22 protein-coding genes and 1 other RNA gene are annotated in these 21133 nt (G+C 68.5%); 13 read left to right on the top strand and 10 right to left on the bottom strand.

The window, feature by feature from the left end:
- Positions 1-66: 66 nt before the first annotated feature.
- From ilvA to EVJ50_RS04890, 3 genes are read left to right on the top strand one after another with little or no spacing between them, the layout of a single operon-like run.
- Complete coding sequence (gene ilvA / locus EVJ50_RS04900) at positions 67-1617, top strand: threonine ammonia-lyase, biosynthetic (protein WP_150882608.1); 1551 nt, start codon at positions 67-69, stop codon at positions 1615-1617.
- Complete coding sequence (gene scpB / locus EVJ50_RS04895) at positions 1580-2176, top strand: SMC-Scp complex subunit ScpB (protein ID WP_370455601.1); 597 nt, start codon at positions 1580-1582, stop codon at positions 2174-2176. The genes ilvA and scpB overlap by 38 nt, the downstream gene beginning before the upstream one ends.
- A gap of 31 nt (positions 2177-2207) precedes the next feature.
- Complete coding sequence (locus EVJ50_RS04890) at positions 2208-2501, top strand: YggT family protein (RefSeq protein ID WP_150882607.1); 294 nt, start codon at positions 2208-2210, stop codon at positions 2499-2501.
- Positions 2502-2534: 33 nt separating this feature from the next.
- Here EVJ50_RS04890 and EVJ50_RS04885 read toward each other — a convergent pair whose 3' ends face one another.
- Positions 2535-2864 carry a nucleoside triphosphate pyrophosphohydrolase family protein gene (locus EVJ50_RS04885; RefSeq protein WP_150882606.1) on the bottom strand — a complete coding sequence of 110 codons (330 nt, stop codon included), beginning with the start codon at positions 2862-2864 and terminating at the stop codon, positions 2535-2537.
- A 62-nt stretch (positions 2865-2926) separates the two neighbouring features.
- Here EVJ50_RS04885 and pyk point away from each other — a divergent pair, with 62 nt between their 5' ends.
- The 5 genes from pyk to EVJ50_RS04860 all read left to right on the top strand — a co-directional run bounded on the left by pyk (position 2927) and on the right by EVJ50_RS04860 (position 8870).
- Positions 2927-4711: a pyruvate kinase gene (pyk, locus tag EVJ50_RS04880; protein WP_150882605.1), complete on the top strand. Its 1785-nt coding sequence runs from the start codon at positions 2927-2929 to the stop codon at positions 4709-4711.
- Positions 4712-4890: 179 nt separating this feature from the next.
- Positions 4891-6084, top strand: coding sequence for an ABC transporter permease (locus EVJ50_RS04875; protein ID WP_225323158.1), 1194 nt, complete (start codon positions 4891-4893; stop codon positions 6082-6084).
- A gap of 132 nt (positions 6085-6216) precedes the next feature.
- On the top strand, positions 6217-6474 hold the full coding sequence (locus EVJ50_RS04870) for a DUF1830 domain-containing protein (RefSeq protein ID WP_150882603.1): 258 nt from the start codon (positions 6217-6219) through the stop codon (positions 6472-6474).
- An 84-nt stretch (positions 6475-6558) separates the two neighbouring features.
- A complete protein-coding gene (gene ftsH, locus EVJ50_RS04865; protein WP_150882602.1) occupies positions 6559-8496 on the top strand; it encodes an ATP-dependent zinc metalloprotease FtsH in 1938 nt (645 codons plus the stop codon).
- A 218-nt stretch (positions 8497-8714) separates the two neighbouring features.
- Positions 8715-8870: a hypothetical protein gene (locus tag EVJ50_RS04860; protein ID WP_255452611.1), complete on the top strand. Its 156-nt coding sequence runs from the start codon at positions 8715-8717 to the stop codon at positions 8868-8870.
- Positions 8871-8906: 36 nt separating this feature from the next.
- Here the strand turns inward: EVJ50_RS04860 and clpP are convergent, their stop codons facing one another.
- Complete coding sequence (gene clpP / locus EVJ50_RS04855; RefSeq protein ID WP_150882601.1) at positions 8907-9500, bottom strand: ATP-dependent Clp endopeptidase proteolytic subunit ClpP; 594 nt, start codon at positions 9498-9500, stop codon at positions 8907-8909.
- A gap of 107 nt (positions 9501-9607) precedes the next feature.
- Between clpP and psb29 the strand changes: the two genes are divergently transcribed.
- On the top strand, positions 9608-10411 hold the full coding sequence (gene psb29, locus EVJ50_RS04850; protein ID WP_150882600.1) for a photosystem II biogenesis protein Psp29: 804 nt from the start codon (positions 9608-9610) through the stop codon (positions 10409-10411).
- Between the two features lie 1408 nt (positions 10412-11819).
- Here psb29 and cofH read toward each other — a convergent pair.
- From cofH to petN, 3 genes are all read right to left on the bottom strand, one after another.
- Positions 11820-12890: a 7,8-didemethyl-8-hydroxy-5-deazariboflavin synthase subunit CofH gene (gene cofH / locus EVJ50_RS04845; RefSeq protein ID WP_150882599.1), complete on the bottom strand. Its 1071-nt coding sequence runs from the start codon at positions 12888-12890 to the stop codon at positions 11820-11822.
- Between the two features lie 236 nt (positions 12891-13126).
- The gene (locus EVJ50_RS14525) at positions 13127-13297 is read right to left on the bottom strand and encodes a hypothetical protein (protein ID WP_191964871.1); all 171 of its coding nucleotides are present in this window, start codon (positions 13295-13297) and stop codon (positions 13127-13129) included.
- 18 nt (positions 13298-13315) lie between these two features.
- Entirely contained in the window at positions 13316-13417 is a 102-nt protein-coding gene (gene petN / locus EVJ50_RS04840; RefSeq protein WP_150882598.1) for a cytochrome b6-f complex subunit PetN, read from the bottom strand.
- 118 nt (positions 13418-13535) lie between these two features.
- Here petN and clpS point away from each other — a divergent pair, with 118 nt between their 5' ends.
- Positions 13536-13895 (top strand): ATP-dependent Clp protease adapter ClpS, encoded by a 360-nt coding sequence (gene clpS, locus EVJ50_RS04835; RefSeq protein ID WP_150882597.1) that lies wholly within the window; start codon positions 13536-13538, stop codon positions 13893-13895.
- Between the two features lie 5 nt (positions 13896-13900).
- Positions 13901-14206 (top strand): DUF2103 domain-containing protein, encoded by a 306-nt coding sequence (locus EVJ50_RS04830; RefSeq protein ID WP_150882596.1) that lies wholly within the window; start codon positions 13901-13903, stop codon positions 14204-14206.
- Positions 14207-14233: 27 nt separating this feature from the next.
- Here the strand turns inward: EVJ50_RS04830 and ssrS are convergent.
- The 3 genes from ssrS to EVJ50_RS04815 all read right to left on the bottom strand — a co-directional run bounded on the left by ssrS (position 14234) and on the right by EVJ50_RS04815 (position 16657).
- A non-coding RNA gene (ssrS, locus tag EVJ50_RS04825) (6S RNA) lies at positions 14234-14418 on the bottom strand.
- Between the two features lie 6 nt (positions 14419-14424).
- Positions 14425-15732, bottom strand: a complete 1308-nt coding sequence (locus tag EVJ50_RS04820) for a 5-(carboxyamino)imidazole ribonucleotide synthase (protein WP_225323089.1) — start codon at positions 15730-15732, stop codon at positions 14425-14427.
- A 34-nt stretch (positions 15733-15766) separates the two neighbouring features.
- Positions 15767-16657, bottom strand: a complete 891-nt coding sequence (locus tag EVJ50_RS04815) for a carbohydrate ABC transporter permease (protein WP_150882595.1) — start codon at positions 16655-16657, stop codon at positions 15767-15769.
- A gap of 37 nt (positions 16658-16694) precedes the next feature.
- Between EVJ50_RS04815 and aroB the strand changes: the two genes are divergently transcribed.
- Complete coding sequence (gene aroB, locus EVJ50_RS04810; RefSeq protein ID WP_150882594.1) at positions 16695-17837, top strand: 3-dehydroquinate synthase; 1143 nt, start codon at positions 16695-16697, stop codon at positions 17835-17837.
- A 9-nt stretch (positions 17838-17846) separates the two neighbouring features.
- On the opposite strand, the gene EVJ50_RS04805 is transcribed toward aroB, so the two are convergent.
- Positions 17847-19085, bottom strand: a complete 1239-nt coding sequence (locus tag EVJ50_RS04805; RefSeq protein WP_225323088.1) for a class I SAM-dependent methyltransferase — start codon at positions 19083-19085, stop codon at positions 17847-17849.
- A 128-nt stretch (positions 19086-19213) separates the two neighbouring features.
- On the opposite strand from EVJ50_RS04805, the gene EVJ50_RS04800 reads away from it, so the two are divergent.
- Positions 19214-20011, top strand: coding sequence for a TPM domain-containing protein (locus EVJ50_RS04800; RefSeq protein WP_150884869.1), 798 nt, complete (start codon positions 19214-19216; stop codon positions 20009-20011).
- A gap of 88 nt (positions 20012-20099) precedes the next feature.
- Here EVJ50_RS04800 and EVJ50_RS04795 read toward each other — a convergent pair whose 3' ends face one another.
- Positions 20100-20846 carry an endolysin gene (locus EVJ50_RS04795; protein ID WP_191964870.1) on the bottom strand — a complete coding sequence of 249 codons (747 nt, stop codon included), beginning with the start codon at positions 20844-20846 and terminating at the stop codon, positions 20100-20102.
- Between the last annotated feature and the right edge of the window lie 287 nt (positions 20847-21133).

Genomic DNA, 21133 nt, shown 5'->3' with positions numbered 1-21133 from the left:
GGCCAGCAGCGTGCGACCCACCCGTTCCGGGGTTGATTGCAACACTGGTGCGATCACGCAGACCCGATGCACGACCTCCTACAGCGCATCCTCAGGGCCCGGGTCTACGACGTGGCGATCGAATCCCCGCTCGACGCGGCGCCCTGCCTGTCGGCGCGGCTGGGTAACAGGGTCTGGCTCAAGCGGGAGGATCTGCAGCCGGTCTTCTCCTTCAAGCTGCGCGGGGCCTACAACCGCATGGCCCAGCTCTCGCCGGAGCAGCTGCAGCGGGGTGTGATCGCCGCCAGCGCCGGCAACCACGCCCAGGGGGTCGCCCTCGCCTCCCAGCGTCTCGGCTGCCGGGCCGTGATCGTGATGCCCCTCACCACGCCGCGGGTGAAGGTGGAGGCCGTGGCCGGCCGCGGCGCCGAGGTGGTGCTGCACGGCGAGACCTATGACGAGGCCTACGCCAGGGCGCGGGAGCAGGGGGTGCGGGACGGCCTCAGCTTCATCCACCCCTTCGATGATCCCGATGTGATCGCCGGGCAGGGAACGGTGGGTCTGGAGATCCTGCGTCAGAGCCGGCGGATTCCGGATGCCATCTACGTGGCCGTCGGCGGCGGCGGCCTCATCGCCGGGATCGGCACCTATGTGAAAAGCATCTGGCCGCAGGTCTCGATCATCGGGGTGGAGCCGGTGGATGCCGATGCCATGAGCCGCTCCCTGCACGAGGGTCGGCGGGTGCGTCTGGATCAGGTGGGCCTCTTCGCCGACGGGGTCGCCGTGCGGGAGGTCGGGGAGACCACCTTCGCCCTGGCGCGCCAGTGCGTCGACGCCATGATCACCGTGGACACCGATTCCATCTGCGCCGCCATCAAGGATGGCTTCGAGGACACCCGCTCGATCCTGGAGCCGGCCGGCGCCCTGGCCATCGCCGGCCTGAAGCAGGACGTGGAGCGGAGGGGGCTGCGGGACCGGGATCTGGTGGCGGTGGCCTGCGGGGCCAACATGAACTTCGACCGGCTTCGCTTCGTGGCCGAGCGGGCCGAGCTCGGTGAAGGGCGTGAGGCGATGCTCGCCGTGGCGATCCCGGAACGGGCCGGGAGCCTCAGGGGGCTCTGCCGGGTGCTGGGATCCCGCAGCCTCACGGAATTCAGCTATCGCATGGCCGACCCGGCCACGGCCCACATCTTCATGGGGGTGCAGATCAACGGCTCCTCCGACACCGCTGAATTGGTGTCGGAGCTCGATCGCGCCGGCTACCCCTGCCTGGATCTGAGTGCGGATGAACTGGCCAAGTCCCACCTGCGGCACATGGTGGGGGGGCGGCTGCCGGCCTCAGCGGCCGTTCACTGCGGTGATGACCGGCGCGAGCTGATCTACCGGTTCGAGTTCCCCGAACGTCCCGGGGCTCTGATGCGCTTCGTCAGCGCGCTCCAGGCCGACTGGAGCATCAGCATCTTTCATTACCGAAACCACGGCGCCGATGTCGGGCGCATCGTGGTCGGAGTGCTGGTCCGCGACCGGGAGCGTGAGGCCTGGCAGCAGGTGCTCGATGGCCTCGGCTACCGCTGCTGGGAGGAAACCCACAACCCGGCCTATGCCCTCTTCCTGGGAGGCGGTGATGGCGGGGTCTGACGCCGCGGCCCACCCGCCGCGCTCGGTCTCGCTGCCGGCCCGGCTGGAGGCCATCCTCTATCTCAAGGGCAGGCCGCTCACCCTCTCCGAACTGGCGGAACTGGCCGGCACCGATGCCGATGCGGTCGAGATGGCGCTGATCACGCTGATGGCCGATTACGCCCACCGCGACACCGCCCTGGAGATCCGCCACGAGGACCAGTGCTACGCCCTACAGCTCCGCGATGGGCTCGACAGCCTCGTGCAGGATCTGGTGCCGGTGAACCTCTCCACCGCGGCACTGCGGACCCTGGCCACAGTGGCGCTGCGGCGCCGCCTGCTCCAGTCCGAACTCGTGGAGCTGCGCGGGTCGGGCGCCTATGAGCACATCAAGGAGCTCCTGGCCCACGATTTCATCGAGCGGCGCCGCCAGAGCGATGGACGCTCCTTCTGGATCAGCCTCTCGGAGACCTTCCATCGCACCTTCAAGGTGCGGGACGGTCAGCTTGAGGCCGCTCAGGCCCGCTCCCAGGCCCAGCGGGCCGGGAAACCGGAATCCACCGGCGAGAGCGCTTCCTAAGCTCAGGCATCAACGCACTGCGGAGCTCCCCATGGATGTGGTGGCCACCCTTCTGGCCGTGCTGGCCAGAACGCTGAGCATCTACACGGTGATCCTTGTGGTGCGGGTGCTGCTCAGCTGGTTCCCCAACCTCGACTGGAGCAATCCGCTCCTGGCCACGGTGAGTTCCATCACCGATCCCTACCTCAATCTCTTCCGGGGCCTGATCCCACCTCTGGGCGGGCTCGATCTCTCAGCGATCCTGGCCTTCATCGCCCTCAACCTCGTGCAGACGTTGATGGCCCAGGCCAGCTTCGCTCTGGCCGGCAGCATGCTCTACGGCTGAGCAGCCCCGCCACGGATTCGGTTGCCGCTTGGATCAGCGGTTGTCGCCATCGCCTCCGAGGGTGCCGCGCTCGGCCCTTCCGGCCAGCTTGCTGAGATTGGCCTGGCCCACCTGCTCCAGGCTGAACCCCAGCTCGGAGGAGAGCTGGGCCACGTACCAGAGCACATCGCCGAGCTCCAGCAGCAGCTGATCGCGGCTGGCCTGATCGAACACGCCGCCTCGGTCGCGCATCACCTTCTTCACTTTCTCGGCCACCTCACCGGCCTCACCGCAGAGGCCGAGGGTGGGATAGATCGCATTGCGGCCCGCATCCGGGTACCGGGCCGTGTGTCGGGCAGCCGTCTGATACGTGTCGAGGTCCATGGCGACCGGCAGAGCGGCTCTGGCAGCCGGATGGTAGTTTCCGGCCTGAGCCGGTCCCGCGCATGGCCACGATCGATCTGTCGCGTCGCACCAAGATCGTTGCCACCATCGGCCCCTCCACCGAATCCCCCGAGGTGCTGCGTCGCCTGATCGAGGCCGGCGCCACCACCTTCCGTCTCAACTTCTCCCACGGCGATCACAGCGATCACGCCACGCGCATTGCCACGATCCGCCAGGTGGCCCACGAGCTGGGCACCCACATCGGCATCCTCCAGGATCTGCAGGGCCCCAAGATCCGCCTCGGCCGTTTCGAGGAGGGGCCGATCACCCTGCAGAACGGTGACGCGTTCGCCCTCACCTCCAGGGACGTGCGCTGCAATCAGAGCGTGGCCACGGTCACCTACGACCGGCTGGCGGAGGAGGTCAGTGCCGGCAGCCGCATCCTGCTCGATGACGGGCGCGTCGAGATGCAGGTGGTGCGGGTCGACAACGACGAGCACACCCTTCACTGCGTTGTGACCTGCGGCGGTGTGCTCTCCAACAACAAGGGGGTCAACTTCCCCGACGTGCAGCTCTCGGTGCGGGCCCTCACGCCCAAGGACCGGCGCGATCTGGCCTTCGGGCTGCAGCAGGGCGTGGACTGGGTGGCCCTGAGCTTCGTGCGCAATCCCTCCGACATGGAGGAGATCCGCGAGCTCATCCGGGAGCACGGCTACACCACGCCCGTGGTCGCCAAGATCGAGAAATTCGAAGCCATCGATCAGATCGACGCCATTCTCCCGCTCTGTGATGGCGTGATGGTGGCTCGCGGTGACCTGGGCGTGGAGATGCCCGCCGAAGAGGTGCCGCTGCTGCAGAAGGATCTGATCCGCAAGGCCAACAGCCTTGGAATCCCGATCATCACGGCCACCCAGATGCTCGATTCCATGGCCTCCAGCCCCCGCCCCACCCGGGCCGAGGTGAGCGATGTGGCCAATGCCATCCTCGATGGCACCGATGCGGTGATGCTCTCCAACGAGACCGCTGTGGGCGATTTCCCCGTGGAAGCGGTGGCCACCATGGCCCGCATCGCCCGCCGCATCGAGAAGGACTATCCCCAGCACGACGGTGAGAGCCACGTGGCCTGCACCATCCCCAACGCCATCAGCCAGGCGGTGAGCAACATCGCGCGTCAGCTGGATGCAGCCGCCATCCTGCCGCTCACCAAGTCGGGAGCCACAGCCCACAACGTGAGCAAGTTCCGGCCGTCCACGCCGATCCTGGCCATCACCAGCGAGGTGCCGGTGGCGCGCAAGCTGCAGCTGGTCTGGGGCGTGAACCCGCTGCTGATCTCCGAGCAGACCACCACCACCGGCACCTTCACCGTGGCGATGGGGGTGGCCCAGGACATGGGCCTCCTCAAGGATGGCGATCTGGTGGTGCAGACCGCCGGCACCCTGGCCGGGGTGAGCGGTTCCACCGATCTGGTGAAAGTGGGCATCGTCTCGGCCGTGCTGGGCCGCGGCCTGGGCATCGGCAGCGGCCAGGTCAGCGGACGGGTGCGACTGGCCCAGACCTCCGACGATGCCGCCCGTCTGGAACCGGGCGAGATCCTCGTGGTGCGCGAGACCAACGCCGCCTATCTCGAGGCCATCCGCCAGGCCTGCGGTGTGATCACCGAGGCCGAGGGCAGCGGCAGCCATGCCGCCGTGATCGCCCAGCGCCTCGGCATTCCCGTCATCGTGGGGGTGCGGGGCGCCACCATGGATCTCCGCCAGGGTGAAGTCATCACCATGCAGCTGCGCGAGGGACTGGTGCATCGCGGCACCTCCCATCCCTTCAGCAGCCGCTTCGACTCGGTGTTCTAGACCGCCCCGCCGCTGTTCTCCGCTTCCGCCACCGTGAGGTCTCCCGTGCATGCACCCAGGCGGCCGGTCGTGATGCGGGTGCTGCCATGACGATCGCCACCCGTCCACCGACCAGGGCCCGTTCCCCTCAGCGCACGCTGCAGGCCCGATCTCGTCTCCCCATCCGTGAAACGGTGTCGATGGCGCTGGCCACGCTGCGGGCCAACCGCATGCGCAGCCTGCTCACCATGCTCGGCATCGTGATCGGCAATGCGTCGGTGATCAGCCTGGTGGGCATCGGTCAGGGGGCTCAGAACCTGGCGGAGCGGGAGCTCGGCACCCTCGGGGCCAACGTGCTGTTCGTGGTTCCCGGCAACAACGACACCCGCCGTCAGGGCATCAACCGCCCCCGCACCCTCGTGCTCGAGGACGCCGTCGCCATCGCTGAGCAGGTCCCCAGCGTGCGGCGGGTCGCGCCTCAGATCGCCCTCACCGAGGTGGCCCAGGTCGGCGGTCGCAGCGCGAGCACCACGGTCACCGGAACCACGGCCGAGTTCCTCCCCGTGCGCCGCTTCGAGGTGGCCCGGGGCCGCTTCATCTCGACGGAGGACAACCGCTCGGCCCGCAATGTGGTCGTGCTCGGGCCCGACATCAAGGACACCCTCTTCGGTCCCGCCAGGGCGATCGGACAGCGGGTCCGGCTGCGCAACCAGTCGTTCGAGGTGATCGGGGTGCTGGCGGCCAAGGGAGCTGTGTTCGGCTCCAACCAGGACGAGAACGTCTACATCCCGATCAACACCATGGTGAACCGGCTCAGCGGCCGGGATCCCACCTACGGCGTCTCCCTCACCTTCATCAGCGTCGAAGCCCGCGATGAGGACAGCGTCGGCGCCGCGAAGTTCCAGATCACCAACCTGCTGCGCCAGCGGCACCGCATCCTGCGGGAGGACGACTTCGCCGTGCGATCCCAGCAGGATGCCCTCACGATCGTGGGCACGATCACCGGTGGCCTCACCCTGATGCTCGCGGCCATCGGAGGGGTCTCCCTTCTGGTGGGCGGCATCGGAATCATGAACATCATGCTGGTGTCGGTCAGCGAGCGCACCGAGGAGATCGGTCTGCGCAAGGCCCTCGGCGCCCGCAGCGGTGACGTGCTCGGCCAGTTCCTGGTGGAGTCGCTGGTGCTCGCCAGCCTCGGCGGTGTCGCGGGGGCCACGGTCGGCCTCGCCGTGGTGACCGGGGTCGGCCGGTTCAGCCCCCTGCCCGCCTCGATCGCTCCCACCACCGTTCTGGGCACCGTGCTGGTGTCGGGATCAATCGGCCTGTTCTTCGGCGTGATCCCGGCCCGACGAGCCGCCCGCCTTGATCCGATCGTGGCCCTGCGCAGCCTCTGACCCCGACTCCGGTTGCCCATGGCAGCCGGCTGGGCGACCGGTCTCGGTTTTTTCCCGATTCGTGTTCCTCCGTACAGATCCGAGCCGGATCGGGTGGCTGGATAGGGGTGGCGCATCTCCGTTCCCCTCCGCATGGTCGGCTGCTCATATCGGAACACCTCCGACCGGATCCTGATCATCAAGTGCTGCGGCGATCAGCACTTCTTCCTCGAACGTGTCGTCTTCCCCTTCGAGCTGCTCAGCTTTCAGGCACCGAAGCAGGCGCTGGTCGAGGTCTGGACCCATGGTCTGGGAGGCCCGGAGCTGATCGCCCGCCACGGAGCCGAGGAACTGAGCAGCGAGGAGGGCGTCGACGCGGTGTCCGGCGCGGGCTCACAGGCCCCGGAGTGAGGCACGATGGAGCCGGATGAGCGACGGCGCGGCGCCCGGAGCGCCTGAGCAGCGCTTTACAATTGTTCAAATTCCACGACAACGATGAACCGACGCTGGCGTGTCCTGGCCCTGTGGTTGCTGCCCCTGGGGATCGCTCTGTTCTTCGGATGGCAGGTGCTGAGCAACGCCGGTTCCGGCGGCATGACCGGCGGTGCCGGTGCCCGGAACACCGCTGTGGCCCGGATGAGCTATGGCCGCTTCCTCGATTACGTCGAAGCCGGCCGGGTCACTGCCGTTGACATCTACGACGGCGGCCGCAACGCGGTGGTGGAGGCCATCGATCCCGATCTCGACAACCGCGTCCAGAAGCTGCGGGTCGATCTGCCCGGCCTGGCCCCTGAACTGATCAACACCCTCAAGGAGCAGGGCATCAGCTTCGACCTGCACGCGCCGCGCACCACGCCGCCGGCGCTCGGTCTCCTGGGCAATCTGCTCTTCCCGCTGCTGCTGATCGGCTCGCTGATCTTTCTGGCCCGCCGCTCGTCGAGCATGCCCGGCGGCCCCGGCCAGGCGATGCAGTTCGGCAAGAGCAAGGCCCGCTTCCTGATGGAAGCCGAAACCGGCGTCAAATTCGACGATGTGGCGGGCGTCAAGGAGGCCAAACAGGATCTCGAGGAGGTGGTCACGTTCCTGAGAACCCCTGAGCGGTTCACCAGCATCGGGGCCAAGATTCCCAAGGGTGTGCTGCTGGTCGGCCCTCCCGGAACGGGCAAGACCCTGCTGGCCAAGGCCATCGCCGGAGAGGCCGGAGTGCCCTTCTTCTCGCTGTCCGGTTCCGAGTTCGTGGAGATGTTCGTCGGTGTCGGTGCCAGCCGTGTGCGCGATCTGTTCAAGCGGGCCAAGGAGAACAGCCCCTGTCTGATCTTCATCGACGAGATCGACGCCGTCGGTCGCCAGCGGGGTGCCGGTGTCGGTGGCGGCAACGATGAGCGCGAGCAGACCCTCAACCAGCTGCTCACCGAGATGGACGGCTTCGAGGGCAACAGCGGCATCATCATCATCGCGGCCACCAACCGGCCTGATGTGCTCGATTCGGCCCTGCTCCGTCCGGGCCGCTTCGATCGTCAGGTCACGGTCGATGCTCCCGACATCAAGGGTCGCCTCGACATCCTTCACGTTCACTCCCGCAACAAGAAGCTCGCCGAGGATGTCTCACTTGAGGCGATCGCCCGTCGCACACCCGGTTTCACCGGCGCGGATCTGGCCAACCTTCTGAACGAAGCGGCGATTCTCACCGCGCGGCGCCGGAAACCGGCCACAACGCTGGGCGAAATCGACGATGCCGTGGACCGCATCATCGCCGGCATGGAGGGCAAGCCCCTCACCGATGGCCGCAGCAAGCGCCTGATCGCGTACCACGAAGTCGGCCATGCGCTGATCGGCAGCCTGGTCAAGGATCACGACCCGGTCCAGAAGGTGACCCTGATTCCCCGCGGTCAGGCCCAGGGTCTCACCTGGTTCGCCCCCGATGAGGAACAGTCGCTGGTCAGCCGTGCCCAGCTCAAGGCCCGCATCATGGGCGCTCTGGGCGGACGCGCCGCCGAGGATGTGGTCTTCGGCCACGCCGAGGTGACCACCGGCGCTGGTGGAGACATCCAGCAGGTGGCCTCCATGGCCAGGCAGATGGTCACCCGCTTCGGCATGAGCGATCTCGGCCCGGTCTCGCTGGAGGCCGGCAATCAGGAGGTGTTTCTCGGTCGCGACCTGATGACCCGCAGCGACGCCTCCGATGCCATCACCCGCCGCATCGATGAACAGGTCCGTTCGATCGTTCAGGCCTGCTACCGCGACACAGTGGCCCTGCTGGCAGGCCAGAGGCCCTGCATGGACAGGCTGGTCGAACTGCTGATCGACAAGGAGACGCTGGACGGCGATGAGTTCCGCGCCATCGTCGCTGAGTTCACCGACCTGCCCGAGAAGGTCCGCTTCTCCCCGCTGCTCGATGCCCCTGTGTCGGAGGCGTCCGCCCCGTCGGCGTGAGGCGTCGCGGGCCTGCTCTGCCCGATCGCATCAGTGTCCCTAAGCTCGGCTCACGCAAGACACCGTGAGCCCCCGTCAACCGTTGGTCTGATGTTGTGCACTCACCATCAGACCCTGCTCCGTTCGATCCTTTGACCAACCGCCCTGTGGATGGAATCCGCTCTCCCCTTGAAGCGCACAGCGGCTACAGGGGATCTGACTGGACTCCAGAGCGTCTGATGTTTCATCAGAATCTGGAGCAGTTCGCCGAGCGGGTGGGCCTGATCGTCGGGCTGCAGGCGAACGGCAAGATCAGTCAGGAGCTGGCCTACGACCAGATCAAGTCGCTCTGGAAGGAACTCAAATCCAGCCGATCCAGTCTGCAGGATGAGTGATCATGCAGGTGGAGTGATCACTCCACCTGCCGTCGCTCAGGCGATGGAGTGCACCGGTCTCCGGTCGATCACCTTGTCGATGAGGCCGTAGGTCATCGCTTCCTCCGGTGACATGAAGAAGTCGCGATCGGTGTCCTGCTGAATGCGGTCCAGCGGCTGCCCGGTGCGGTCGGAGAGCTCGCGGTTGAGCCGGTCCTTCAGGAACAGGATTTCATCGGCCTGAATGCGGATGTCGCTGGCCTGACCCCTGGCCCCGCCGAGCGGCTGGTGGATCATGATCCGTGAATGGCCGAGGCTGCTGCGCTTGCCCTTGGCACCGGCGCAGAGGAGAAAGGCACCCATGCTGGCCGCCAGGCCCACGCACACCGTCTGCACATCGGGCTTGATGTGCTGCATGGTGTCGAAGATGCCGAGCCCGTCATACACCGAGCCACCGGGCGAATTGATGTAGAGGAAGATGTCCGAGTCGGGGTCTTCCGCTTCCAGGAAGAGCAGCTGGGCCACGATGCGGTTGGCTGACTCGGCCGTCACCTGTTCGCCGAGAAAGATGATGCGTTCCCGCAGCAGGCGCGAGTAGATGTCAAATGCCCTCTCGCCGCGGCCGGATTCCTCGATGACGATCGGGATCATGGAGCTGACTGTCAATCTCCGGACTCTACCGAGAGCATGCGGGCGCGTGGGCCCCCGCATCCCGCGGGGGCCCACGGCTGCGGCGCTAGGGTCGATTGAGACAGGTGATGAACGTTGTGAGCGTCTGCCCCACCGTTGCCGACAGCAAGCGGTCCTTCCACCAGGCGTTCCCCTTTGTGATTGCGCCTCTGTACCGGCGCATGGTCGATGAACTGCTGGTGGAACTGCATCTTCTCAGCCGGCACGAGGGCTTTCATGCCGATTCCCTCTTCGCCGTCGGCCTGACCCAGGTCTTCGACGCCTTCTCCAAGGGCTATCGACCCGACCATCACCGCCAGCCTCTGTTCAGTGCCCTCTGCCGCGCCAACGGCCTGGATCCCGATGGCCTCCGTCGCATGCGCGACGACGCCCTGCAGGTGGTCGGTCATCACCAGATCGAGGAAGTGAGCGGTTGGGTGGCCAACGCTGGCGATGGGGCACCCGATCTGCTGCGGGATGCCCTCCAGGCCGCCAGAGCCCCTGGATTCCACTATTCCCGCCTCATGGCCGTGGGTCTTCTCAGCCTCCTGGAGGGGGCCAGAGGAGCGGATGCGCTCGATCCCCAGGCTCTGCGCTCCCGCGCCCACGACATGGCCGAATCGATGGGTCTGATGCGTGACCGCGTGGACAAGGACCTGGCGCTGTACACCACGAACCTCGAGAAGATGGCCCAGGCCGTCGAACTGATGGAGGAAACGGTGGCCGCCGACCGCCGCCGCCGCGAGCGTCAGGAGCGCTCCGCCGGCCCTCAGGGGGATGCCGGCAGCGACGCTGGTTCAGGCACCGGCTCGGGCCCGGGCGCCGGTGATGGAGCCGCCACCGCAGGGTCGGCCGCCGCTGGTGGCACAACCAGCCAGCCGCTCAGCTCGTAGCTCGGAGCCGCCTCCGGCCCCTGGCCGAGTCCCACCCGCCCGCTGAAACCGGATGCCATCCGGATCGGCGGGGGCAGGCGCCTGGGCAGAAGGTTGAGCCGGGCCAGCTCGTCCGGCTTGGCGTCGATCAGGATCGCCGCCCCCTCCCCCTCCAGGCGGTCGACATCCACCGGCGCGGCGGTGAGTGCGGCCCCATTGAGGTCGGCAGCTCCGCCCTGGTCGGGCGAGCTCTCCATGCCCAGCTCCAGCGCCAGCCCCCAGGGCTGCCATCGCCACTGGGCCACGGGCTGCCCCTCGGGGTCCGTCAGCACCACGCTCTCTCCGCCGAGGTCGTCCATCCGGAACCCGTCCGCCTCCAGCAGCCGCGCCAGGGACCTGGAGCGCTGTTGCCAGCCCGCCTGATCGGCAGCGCTGAAGATCACGCCCAGCTCCAGCACCGCCTTGAACCGGTTCGCCTCACTGGCGCGGATCCGCAGACGGAAGGGTGCATCGCTGAGCTGGGAGAGTTCCGTTGCCGTGAGCCCGTAGCGGGACTCGAGCGGCGAACGGATCGCCCGCCGCTCCAGCAGGTCATCGAGGAGCCAGCCGAGCCGCTGCCCCTCCAGCTGCAGCAGAACGTCCGGTTCCAGGCCGGGTTGTGACCCGGCTCCCGCCGGCACCGTTGCCGGTCCGGCCGGGCCGTCTTCGAGGGTGGCCTGGGCCGTGGCCGAGAGGGCACTCGTGGTGCCCACGCCCTGCCAGTCCATGCGGCGCCCCTCGAAACTGAGGCTGAGGCAGCCCCGTCGGATCGGCTGCATCAGGGGTACGAGCGAACCGAGCATGCCTTCCAGGGCGCTGTTGCTCCACAGCACCGCCGGTCCGCTGAGCAGGCGTGAACGGCACAGCTCGACCCAGCCGCTGCCCATCGGACGCGGTGCCGCCGCAAGCTGACGGGCCAGTTGCTGGATCTGCAGCGCCTCCGCCGCCACCAGCAGCAGCTCTCCCTCAAGGCGGCTGTGGGGCGGGAAACCGCGTGCCTCGCTGGGCCACCAGCGTGCCGGGAACGCGAGCACGGGAGCAAAGTCACCGCTGCTGGGCCAGAACTGCCACCAGAGGCTGCGGCGCCCGGCCCGCTCCCACACGCGTTCGACCATCTCCTCGCCCAGGCGGTCACGCCAGAGTTCGGGCGGACTCCCCTCCGGACGGATCGGGAAGGCCTGCATCAGCTCCGCCACCTCCGGCAGGCGTCCCAGCGGGTCGCCTGAGCCCGGAGGGCTCAGTCTCAGGGCGATGAGCGGGGCGAAGGTCAGCAAAGCCGCCAGTGCCGCACTCGTGGGCAGGGGCCAGCGCGAGCGTTTGAGGGCCCGGGGAAGGGCCACCTTGCCGAAGTGGGACAGTCGCGCTGCGAGCCGCGGTTGGGTCGGTCGGGTCATGCTGCGGCGACCGGCTGGTACACGGTGCTGCGCTCCTGCGCGGGGCGGCCGACCCGATGGGCGGCCTGACGCAGCTGATCGACCGAGAGGCAGGTGCCGCCCTGAGCGCCGGCCATGGTGGTGATGTGTTCCTCCATCAGAGTGCCGCCCAGGTCGTCGCAGCCCCAGCTGAGGGCCTCCGCGGCCGTGGCGAGCCCGAGTTTCACCCAACTGGGCTGATGGTGACGGATCCAGCGGCCCAGCACCAGCCTGGCCTGTGCCGTGAGGGTGAGCATGTCCGTGGGGTCGGGCTGATCACGACCCACCCTGGAGCGCAGGGAGGCCGGAGCGAAGCGACCGACGAAGGGGAGCAGCACGAATTCGGTGAATCCGGTGGCACCGTGGCCGTGGGCCTGCTGTTGCAACCGCACCAGCGTCAACAGGTGTGCCGCCCGGTCCGCCGCCGCCTCGATGTGGCCCGCCATCAGGGTCGCCGTGGTGGGCAGCCCGCTGCGATGGGCCTCCAGAATCACCGCACACCAGGCCCGGGCCGACAGCTTCTCGGGGCAGAGCCTCCTGCGCACACGGCTGCTGAGCACCTCGGCGGCGGTGCCCGGCATCGATCCGAGGCCCGACTCGATCAGGGTCTCCAGCACCTGCTGCACCCCGATACCGTCCTGCCGGGCGATGAAGAGAACCTCCTGGGGGGAGAAGGCATGCAGGTGCACGTCCGGCCAGGCCCGGCGCAGCTCCCTCAGCATCCCGGCGTAGTAGCGCAGGGCGCTCCCCTCCGTTCTGGCCTCCGGGTGAAGACCCCCCTGGATGCAGAGCTCGCTCGCTCCGAGCCGGCGCGCCTCCTCGGCCTTGGCCAGGAGCGCATCGATGCTGTGCCAGTAGGCGCCGGCCTCGTGGCTGTCGCGGCGGAAGGCGCAGAAGCCGCAGTGCTGGTTGCAGATATTGGTGAAGTTGAGGTTGCGGTTCACCACGTAGGTCACCGTGTCTCCCACCAGGTGCCGTCTGAGATCGTCGGCGTGCCGTCGCAGAACCGCTCGCATCGGCGAATCCGATGGGGCCGCAAGCACCGCCATCACCGCAGCCGGGTCCGGCCCAGCGACCGCCGCGGTCCGTCCCGCCCGGGACAGCTCATGCAACGCCTGCTCAACGGCCGAGGCCTCTTCGGACTGAGGGGAGCGCGGTCCGGCTGGCGTGTCCAGGCCGGCCGGGTCCACCAGACAGTCTCCTGCCAGCCTCCAGGCCCAGTCAGCGAAGTGAGGGATTTCGCCGGACGGCTCCTGGATCGCGCCGGTGAGAGCGCCGCTGCGTCTCAACGGGAGGAGGACCGACTGGTTTCTCGATTCCGCCGGCGCCGGTCACGCCAGTCGATCAGGGACAGGTAGATCACCCCCGCCGTGACGAAGAGAAGCAGGGCGGCCGCCGTGGGAAACAGCAGGGCGCTCAGCGGAATGCCGGCGATGCTGAGGGGGGAGGCCTCCATGGCAGGGGTGCCGCCGGATCAGAACTTGAGCGTGCCGTCGCCGTTGCGGCCCCAGACCACCATGGCGATGGAGAAGCTGAACAGAGCCGCGAGTGAAGCCCAGCCGAAGGTGATCAGCATGCCGTTGGTTAACGCCGTCGGCGCAGTTTAACTACAGTTGCTCCACTGCTTCTGCCCGCCTGAGATCCTGCCGACTGCGGAGGCTCCGGCGGTTGACCGCTCCGCCTGCCGTGCCCGGATGGATCGCACTTTCCCCACCCTGACCGCCCATCCCATCTGCGGCTCCGCCCGCGGGGCGGTTCGTCTCGGACCCGGTCCCAGCCCCGTTCTGGACCGGGACGGCGCCACCGTGCTGCAGCGCTATCCCCATGCCCGCGTCATCGTCCTCGACGACGACGTCAACACCTTTCAGCACGTCGTCGATGTGCTGCGTCGCTACATCCCCGGCATGAGTGAGGAGAAGGCCTGGGCCCTGGCCAATCGCATCGACTCGCAGGGGTCGGCCGAGGTCTGGTCCGGTCCTCTCGAGCAGGCCGAGATGTACCACCAGCAGCTCGCGGCCGAAGGCCTGACCATGGCCCCGCTCGAGCGCAACTGAAAGCCGTGGGTCGCGTTGTCATCACCCACAGCACCTATGTGGAAGGGCTGATCCCGCTGCTGCGGCGTCTGGTGCGGCACGGGGGCATCGACACGGCCACACCCGCGGTGATCTCCCGCGTTCGTGGTCGCTCACCGCAGCTGAGCCTGCGCATCTCAACGCCCATCCGCGGTGGCCACAAGCTGGTGGCGCGCCGGGGCAGCCTGGTGCAGGAGGTGTTCGTCACCACAAGCTGCAGCCGTGAGGACCTTCAGGCCCTCCTCGACGAGCTGCTGCAACCGGGACGCAGCCGTCAGAAAGCCCGGAGCTGACACCCCGGGCCTGGATCGCTCGGAACAGGGTGGACCACAGTGCCGTCTTGCCCCAGTGTTTCGACCTGGTCGTGCCAGAAGGGGCGGAACAGTGGCGTTTCGTTTCCGGCTGCGAAGGCCGGTTTACGTCCCAACCACGACATCCTCCCCATGTCGAAAAGAGAGTCAGATCAGAAAACTGTGAAAGGCAGTCACCAACGCCGCAGTCCGCGACCAATTTAGGCGGAGGCGAGCCCGGGCAGTGGCCAGATCGCGCGGATCTGACCGAGATGCTCCATCGCCTCCCGCCGGCGTGAGCCGGCATCGAGCTCCTTCAGCGGCAGGGTGATGTGGCCGAGCTTCCGGCCCATGGCGCCGGATGGCTTGCCGTACCAGTGCAGCTCGGTTCCGGGCAGCCGGCGCAACTGGGCGCGCCGCGTCTCCATCTCCGCCTCGCTCAGATCGAGTCCGAGCAGGTTCACCATCAGGGCTCCGGGCACGGTCAGATCCGTGTCGAGGAGGGTCTCGCCGTTGACGATGCGCAGCTGCTGGTCGAACTGGCTGCTGCGGCAGGCCTCGATGCTGTAGTGACCGGAGTTGTGGGTTCTCGGTGCCAGCTCGTTCACGAGCAGGCCGCGGCGACCCCAGAAGAACTCGATGGCCAGGACCCCGACATAGTCGAGATCGGTGAGCAGCGAGGCCGCCACATTGCGCGCGTGGGCCTGAAGGGCCGGCGAGGCCTCGGCCGGCGCCAGCACCCAGTCGCAGACGTGACCGTGCTGATGCGTTTCCACCAGGGGGTAGACGGCCACGGTGCCGAAGCGATCGCGGCAGGCCACCAGGGCCAGTTCCCGCTCGAACGGGATGAACTCCTCCAGCAGCCAGTCATCGGGCGGCACCTCCTCCATCAGTCGCTGCAGAGCAGCGGCATCGGGAACCAGGCGGGTGCCCCGGCCGTCGTATCCACCCCGACTGGCCTTGGCCATCACGGGGAAGCTCCAGCCATCGGGCAGGCGCACGCGGGCAACGGCCCGCCTGGGCGGAGTCACCGTGGCGGTGGCGGTGCCAGCCTGCTGGTTCCCCGGGTCCGGGGACGCCAGCGGTTCAGCGCCGGGCTGCTCCCCGGTCGGGTCCGGTTGCAGGCGGCTCAACGGCAGCCAGCGCGGGCAGGGGATGGCCATCGCCTCCAGCAGCTCCCGCTGGTGCCGCTTCGAGATGAGCCGATCCAGCGCTGCCGGCGAGGGCACGAACCGGCAACCCTGCTGCTCCAGGTCGCTGAGAGCGGCCAGGTCGAGCCATTCGTGCTCGAAGGTCACCGCCCGGCAGCGATCGGCCAGCTCCCGCATCGCGCGCGCATCGCCGGCTGTGCCGAGCACGCTGCTGGTGGCGACGGCGGACGCCGGCTCCGCCTCGCGCGCCTGCAGCACGTGGCAGGGGATGCCGCGGCGCCGGGCCGCCTGGCCCAGCATCAACGCCAGCTGGCCTCCCCCCACCACACCGATGCCGCCCTTCATCACTCCCCGTCGCGCGTTGTGACTCTCCGTCACCTCCCATTCTCCCCGCTGGTCCGCCCCCGGCCGGTCAGATCAGCGGCCGTTCCGATCCCGTTCCCAGCCTGAAGGCCGTGAGCAGCATCACCAGCAGAAACAGGGCCAGCCCCACCGTGCAGGCGTAGCTGATCTCCAGCTCCGAGAAGGCCAGGTCGTACACGTAATACACCAGGGTCCGGGTCGAATCCGCCGGCCCGCCCTGGGTCATGAGAAACACCTCCTCGAACACCTTGGTGGCGGCGATGGCGGAGATCACGCCCACCAGAGTCAGGTAGGGACGCAGCAGCGGCAGGGTGATGTCCCAGTGACGCCGCCAGCCCGTGCTGCCATCCAGGGCCGCGGCTTCGTAGAGCTCGGCCGGGATCCCCTGCAGGCCGGCCAGGAAGATCACCATGTAATACCCCAGCCCCTTCCAGAGCGTGACCAGCATCACGGAGGGCAGGGCGAGGCGCGGATCGGTCAGAAACCCAAGCGCCGGGAGCCGTCCACCGGTCACGGCCACCAGCCAGCCGTTGAGCAGACCGTTCTCGGCATACAGCCAGCGGAAGGCGATCGCCGCCACCACGATCGACACCAGCACCGGGGTGTAGAAGGCAGCCCGGAAGCCGTGCATCCCCGGCAGGGCCCGGTTGACCAGCACCGCGAGGGCGAGGGAACCCAGCACGATCGGAGGCACCACCCCCACCAGGTACAGCAGCGTGGTGCCCAGCACCCTGTAGAAGATCGGATCCAGCAGCAGGCGGCGCAGATTCTCCAGACCGATGAAACGCAACGGCTCACTCACGTCGAGCCCCGTGCGGGTCATGCTCAGCAGCAGGGCCATCAGAGCCGGGATCAGCACCGAGAGGCTGAGCAGCACCAGCGCCGGCGTCAGGAAGGCCCAGGCCGTGAATGTGCCGCGCAGCCGCCGGGGCGAGGGCATGGAGGTGGAGGGTCAGACTGAGCCCAGCATCCCAGTCATGCCCCGCTCTGTGTCTGCCTCCCCTACCGCCGCAGCGATCGCGCCGCTCCAGACCGTCACGGTGGACCTGCCGGCGGGGGGCTATCCGATTCACATCGGCTCCGGTGCCCTCTCACGGCTCGGGCCGCTGCTCCGGGAGCGGGGCTGGACGGAGGGCCGCCGCGTTCTGGTGGTGAGCAATCCGGACGTGGCCGGCCCCTACGGAGCGGCTGTGCGCGCCTCGCTCGAGTCGGTGGGCCTGCTGGTGCATCAGCTGGTGCTGGAGGCGGGCGAGGAGCAGAAGACCCCGCGCAGCATCGGGCTGATCCATGACGCGGCCTTCGCGGCCAGGCTCGAACGCAGCTCCCTGATGCTGGCCCTCGGTGGCGGGGTGGTCGGGGACATGACCGGCTTCGCCGCTGCCACCTGGTTGCGGGGCCTGGCGGTGGTTCAGGTGCCCACCACCCTGCTGGCGATGGTGGATGCCGCGATCGGCGGCAAGACGGGTGTGAACCACCCGGGGGGGAAGAACCTCATCGGCGCCTTTCATCAGCCCGATGCGGTGGTGGTGGACCCCGACACCCTGGCCACCCTGCCCGTGCGGGAATTCCGGGCCGGGATGGCGGAGGTGATCAAGTACGGCGTCATCGGCGATCCCGCGCTGTTCGAGAACCTCGAGGCTTCGGAGGATCCCTCCAGCCGGGAGGGTCTCGGAGCGGAGCGGCTGCAGGAGGTGCTGCAGCGCTGTGCCGCTGCCAAGGCGGAGGTGGTCGCCGCCGATGAACGCGAGGCCGGGCGCCGGGCCGTTCTCAACTACGGCCACACCCTCGGCCATGTGGTGGAGACCCTGAGTGGGTACGGCCGGGTGTTGCACGGTGAGGCGGTGGCCATCGGCATGGTGGCCGCCGGTGCCCTCAGCGTGGAGCTGGGCCTGTGGTCCCCCGCGGACCAGGAGCGCCAGCGCCGGCTGATCGCGGCCTGCGGCCTGCCGGTGCGCTGGCCGGGCTTCGAGGCGGAGGCCGCGCTGCGCTGCCTGCGCAGCGACAAGAAGGTGCGCGACGGCCGGGTCCGTTTCGTGCTCCCCAGCGGGCTCGGGTCGGTGGTCATCCGGGATGACATCAGCGACGCCCGGGTGCTGCAGGTGTTGGAGCGACTGGTCTGAGCCCGCTCGTCAGGGTCCGGCCGGCTCCCGCAGAAACAGGGGCGGATCCGCGGCCTCGCCGGGGATCTCCGGCTGCCGTTGCTGGGGGCTGCGGGCGAACGCATGCCAGCGGAAGCCCCCGAGGGCATGGGGATCCACCAGCCGCAGCAGCTCCTCGCGTCGCCGCAGCCGTTCGGTCAGGTCTGGGCCGGAGGGCTGCTGCAGGGCGTGCAGCGCCTGGCTGAGCCCGAGGGCCAGCAGGGCTTCCCCCTGGCTGGTGCTGCCCAGGTCCTGGAAGCCGGCATCGGCGGCCGCCAGGCTGAGGCTGTCGCTGCAGAGGTGGGCCGTGAGGTCGCAGTGGCCCGGGTCCTGCAGGGGATCGCCGTGGGCCCGCTGCTGTCTGTAGGCCAGCAGCGTCCCCTCCCGGGCGAGTGGGGCGTAGTAGCGCGCGGCGTCTTTGGTGTAGTCGATGACCAGCAGCTGCCCCCGGCGCAGGGCCCTGCCGCAGGCCCCCAGCCAGGGCGTCAGCTCCACATGCACCTCGCTGCACCAGCCGTGCGGGCGCCCGGGGCCGGGAACCGCCAGCCCCAGGCGGGTCAGCAGCGCAAGCGCCGGATCGTCCGATGTCAGCTCCGCTCCCCGGGTCAGCTCCAATCGCGGTGCGGGCTGGCCGGTGAGCAGCACCTCCTGACGGCACCAGCGCTCGCCGCCGGAGACCACCCGCTCCACGGCCAGGGCATCGAGCACCTCGTGGGCCAGCACCACCCCCTGCACAGGAGAGGAGGCCAGATCGTCGAAGCGGCACCAGCGAACCGGTACCGGACAACCCTCCAGCCGCTGCCGCTGCCGCCGCTCCATGCCCGGATTGGGCTCGATCAGAACCAGCTCCAGCCGCTCCTGCCATCGGTCCGGCTGCCGCAGCAGCAGGGCCCGGACCAGCTGATCGGCCAGATCCCCTTCGCCCGGACCCGTCTCCACCAGGGACAACCGCTCCTCAGCGGCCACCTCGCCGGGGCCGGCTGGGTGTGCCTGCGGCTCCGCGCGATCCAGCTGCTCCAGCCAGCTGGCCACCTGAGCCGCCAGGAACTCCGCCATCGCTCCCCCCATGGAGGGCGCCGTGACGAAGTCGCCGGCCGGCCCGATCCGCAGCCGCCCGGCGCCGTAGGCCCCGTGCTCGGGATCGTGCAGCACCCATTGCATGTAGGTGCGGAAGGGCACACGCCCCCCCGCGGCCGTCAGGCGCTGCAGGAGCCAGTCGGGAACCGTCACGGGCGGCGGGGCGGCGAGGGGAGAATGGTCCCACTGCGCGCTGGCGGTTCATGGTGGTTGTTGCCCAGGCTCCCGGAGAACCGGCCCGGCCGGCCAGGTTCGGCTTCCTGCGGCCGCTTCAGGCCCTGATGCTCGTGCTGGCCGCGGTCGTGCTGGTGCTCACGGCAGCCGTGCCGACGGCTCTGGCCTACGACAACCCCGATCTCCTGCCGGATCACCCCACTCCGGTGATCGATCTGGCGCGTGCCCTCACCGACAACCAGCGCGAGGCCATGGAGCGGGAGCTGGAGGCGTTCGAGGAGCGCTCGGGCTGGAAGCTGCGGGTGCTGACCCAGTACGACCGCACGCCGGGTCTGGCCCTGCGCGAGTTCTGGGGGCTGGATGAGCGATCCCTGCTTGTGGTGGCCGATCCCCGCGGCGGCAACCTGCTCAATTTCAACGTGGGTGATGCCCTCTTCGCCCTGATGCCCCGCACCTACTGGGTGGAGCTGCAGACGCGCTACGGCAACCAGTACTACGTCCGTGATCACGGGGAGGACGGTGCGATCGAGGCCGCTCTCGGTGCGGTCACCACCTGCCTTGATCGGGGCGGGTGTCAGGTGGTGCCGGGTCTGCCGCGGGAACAGTGGTTGCTCACCCTCGGCACATCCATCTTTGGCGGCGTGGTGGCCGGAGTCGCGGCCTTCCCGCGCCGACCCGGACAGCGCATCGCCTGGGCGTGGCTGCTGCTGCTGTCTCCGCTCTGGCTGATGCTCTTCGGGGTGTTCGGTGTGGCCCCGGTCATCACACGTACATCCGATGTGCTGCCGCTGCTGCGCAACGCGCTCGGCTTCCTCGGTGCGGCGGTGGGCGCCTACCTGGTGGCCATGCAGACCATGGGTCTTCCGGTCAGCAGCGAGGGGGCATCCGGTTCAGAGGGTTCCTGAACCAGATCTGTCGAATCACTCCCTGATCCGGATGCGCTGATGGAACGCGTCAGCTGGCTTCGCTGAGGCGCAGCGGTGTGGCCTCTGATCAGAAGCAGAGAACAGTCGGCCCGGTGCAGACCGGTTGCTGAGGACCGCCAGCAGTCTGGTTGTCGCTCTGCTGGGCCAGCCGGTCGCGTTCACGCTCCACCCGCTCACGCACTTCGGTGAGGCTGTAGTTGTAGAAGCGCCGCAGGTCGGCGAACCGCTTGACCGGCTGCCCGTAGAAGCTGTGGCCGGAGAGCGTCGGGAACGAGGCCCATTCGGGCGCCAGCTTTGCGGCCAGGGTGGGGCTCATCTGGCCCCGGTCGGCCAGACCGAGGGCCTTGCGCCGCTGTACCAGAAAGAGGGCGCCCTGGTCCTGCTCGATCGGCCCGAAGCGGCGGAATCCCAGCTTCCGCTGAACCATGTTCCAGGTGAAGGGCATGAACTGATAAGCCCCGGCGGCGGCACTGGCGTAGCCGGGCGTGCGCATCACCCGATCCGGATGGCGCTCCAGCGACGGCATCAGGCTGCCGCCGAACATGACCTTGTAACCGAGGTCGTCGCCGTTGAGCCAGGTGCCTTCAGCGAAGCGGATCGTGTTGAGCAGAGCCCGACGTTCGGGCGTGATGATGTACGGCAGAGCGCTGATCGGAACGACTTCCTGATCGCTCGTCTTCAGGGCGCGGCTGGTGCTGGTGGACTCGGCGGCGGGATGGCGGAAGGCGGCCCGGCCCGGCTGGACGTCGAGTGCGGTGAAGGCGGTGGTGCTCAGCGCCAGAGCGCCCAGAAATCGTGTGGCGGAACGCAGCATCGTGCTCGAGGTTTCTCCAGAATTGGTGAGTGGCTCATCCGGCAGGAAACCTCCTCAGCCGGAACGGCCCGCCCTGAATGGATCGCGGACCGGACGGAACAGGACCGGCGGGTGAAGAACCCGTTGGAACTGACTCCGCCAAGCGGTGAACACGCGGCACGTTGTCGAAGCGGGGTCAGAGACCGAAGATGCCCTGTGCCGGATGGCCATGTGTCCATGCGGCCAGTCGGTCTGTTCCGGCCGCTGAGGGTTGGTCCCGGCAGGGATCTGGCCATTGATCAGCAACG

This window comes from Synechococcus sp. RSCCF101 (assembly GCF_008807075.1).
In the GTDB taxonomy this organism is placed as follows: domain Bacteria; phylum Cyanobacteriota; class Cyanobacteriia; order PCC-6307; family Cyanobiaceae; genus RSCCF101.
Note: the sequence above shows the minus strand (reverse complement) of the source record. Positions and strands in the feature narration are given on the sequence as shown.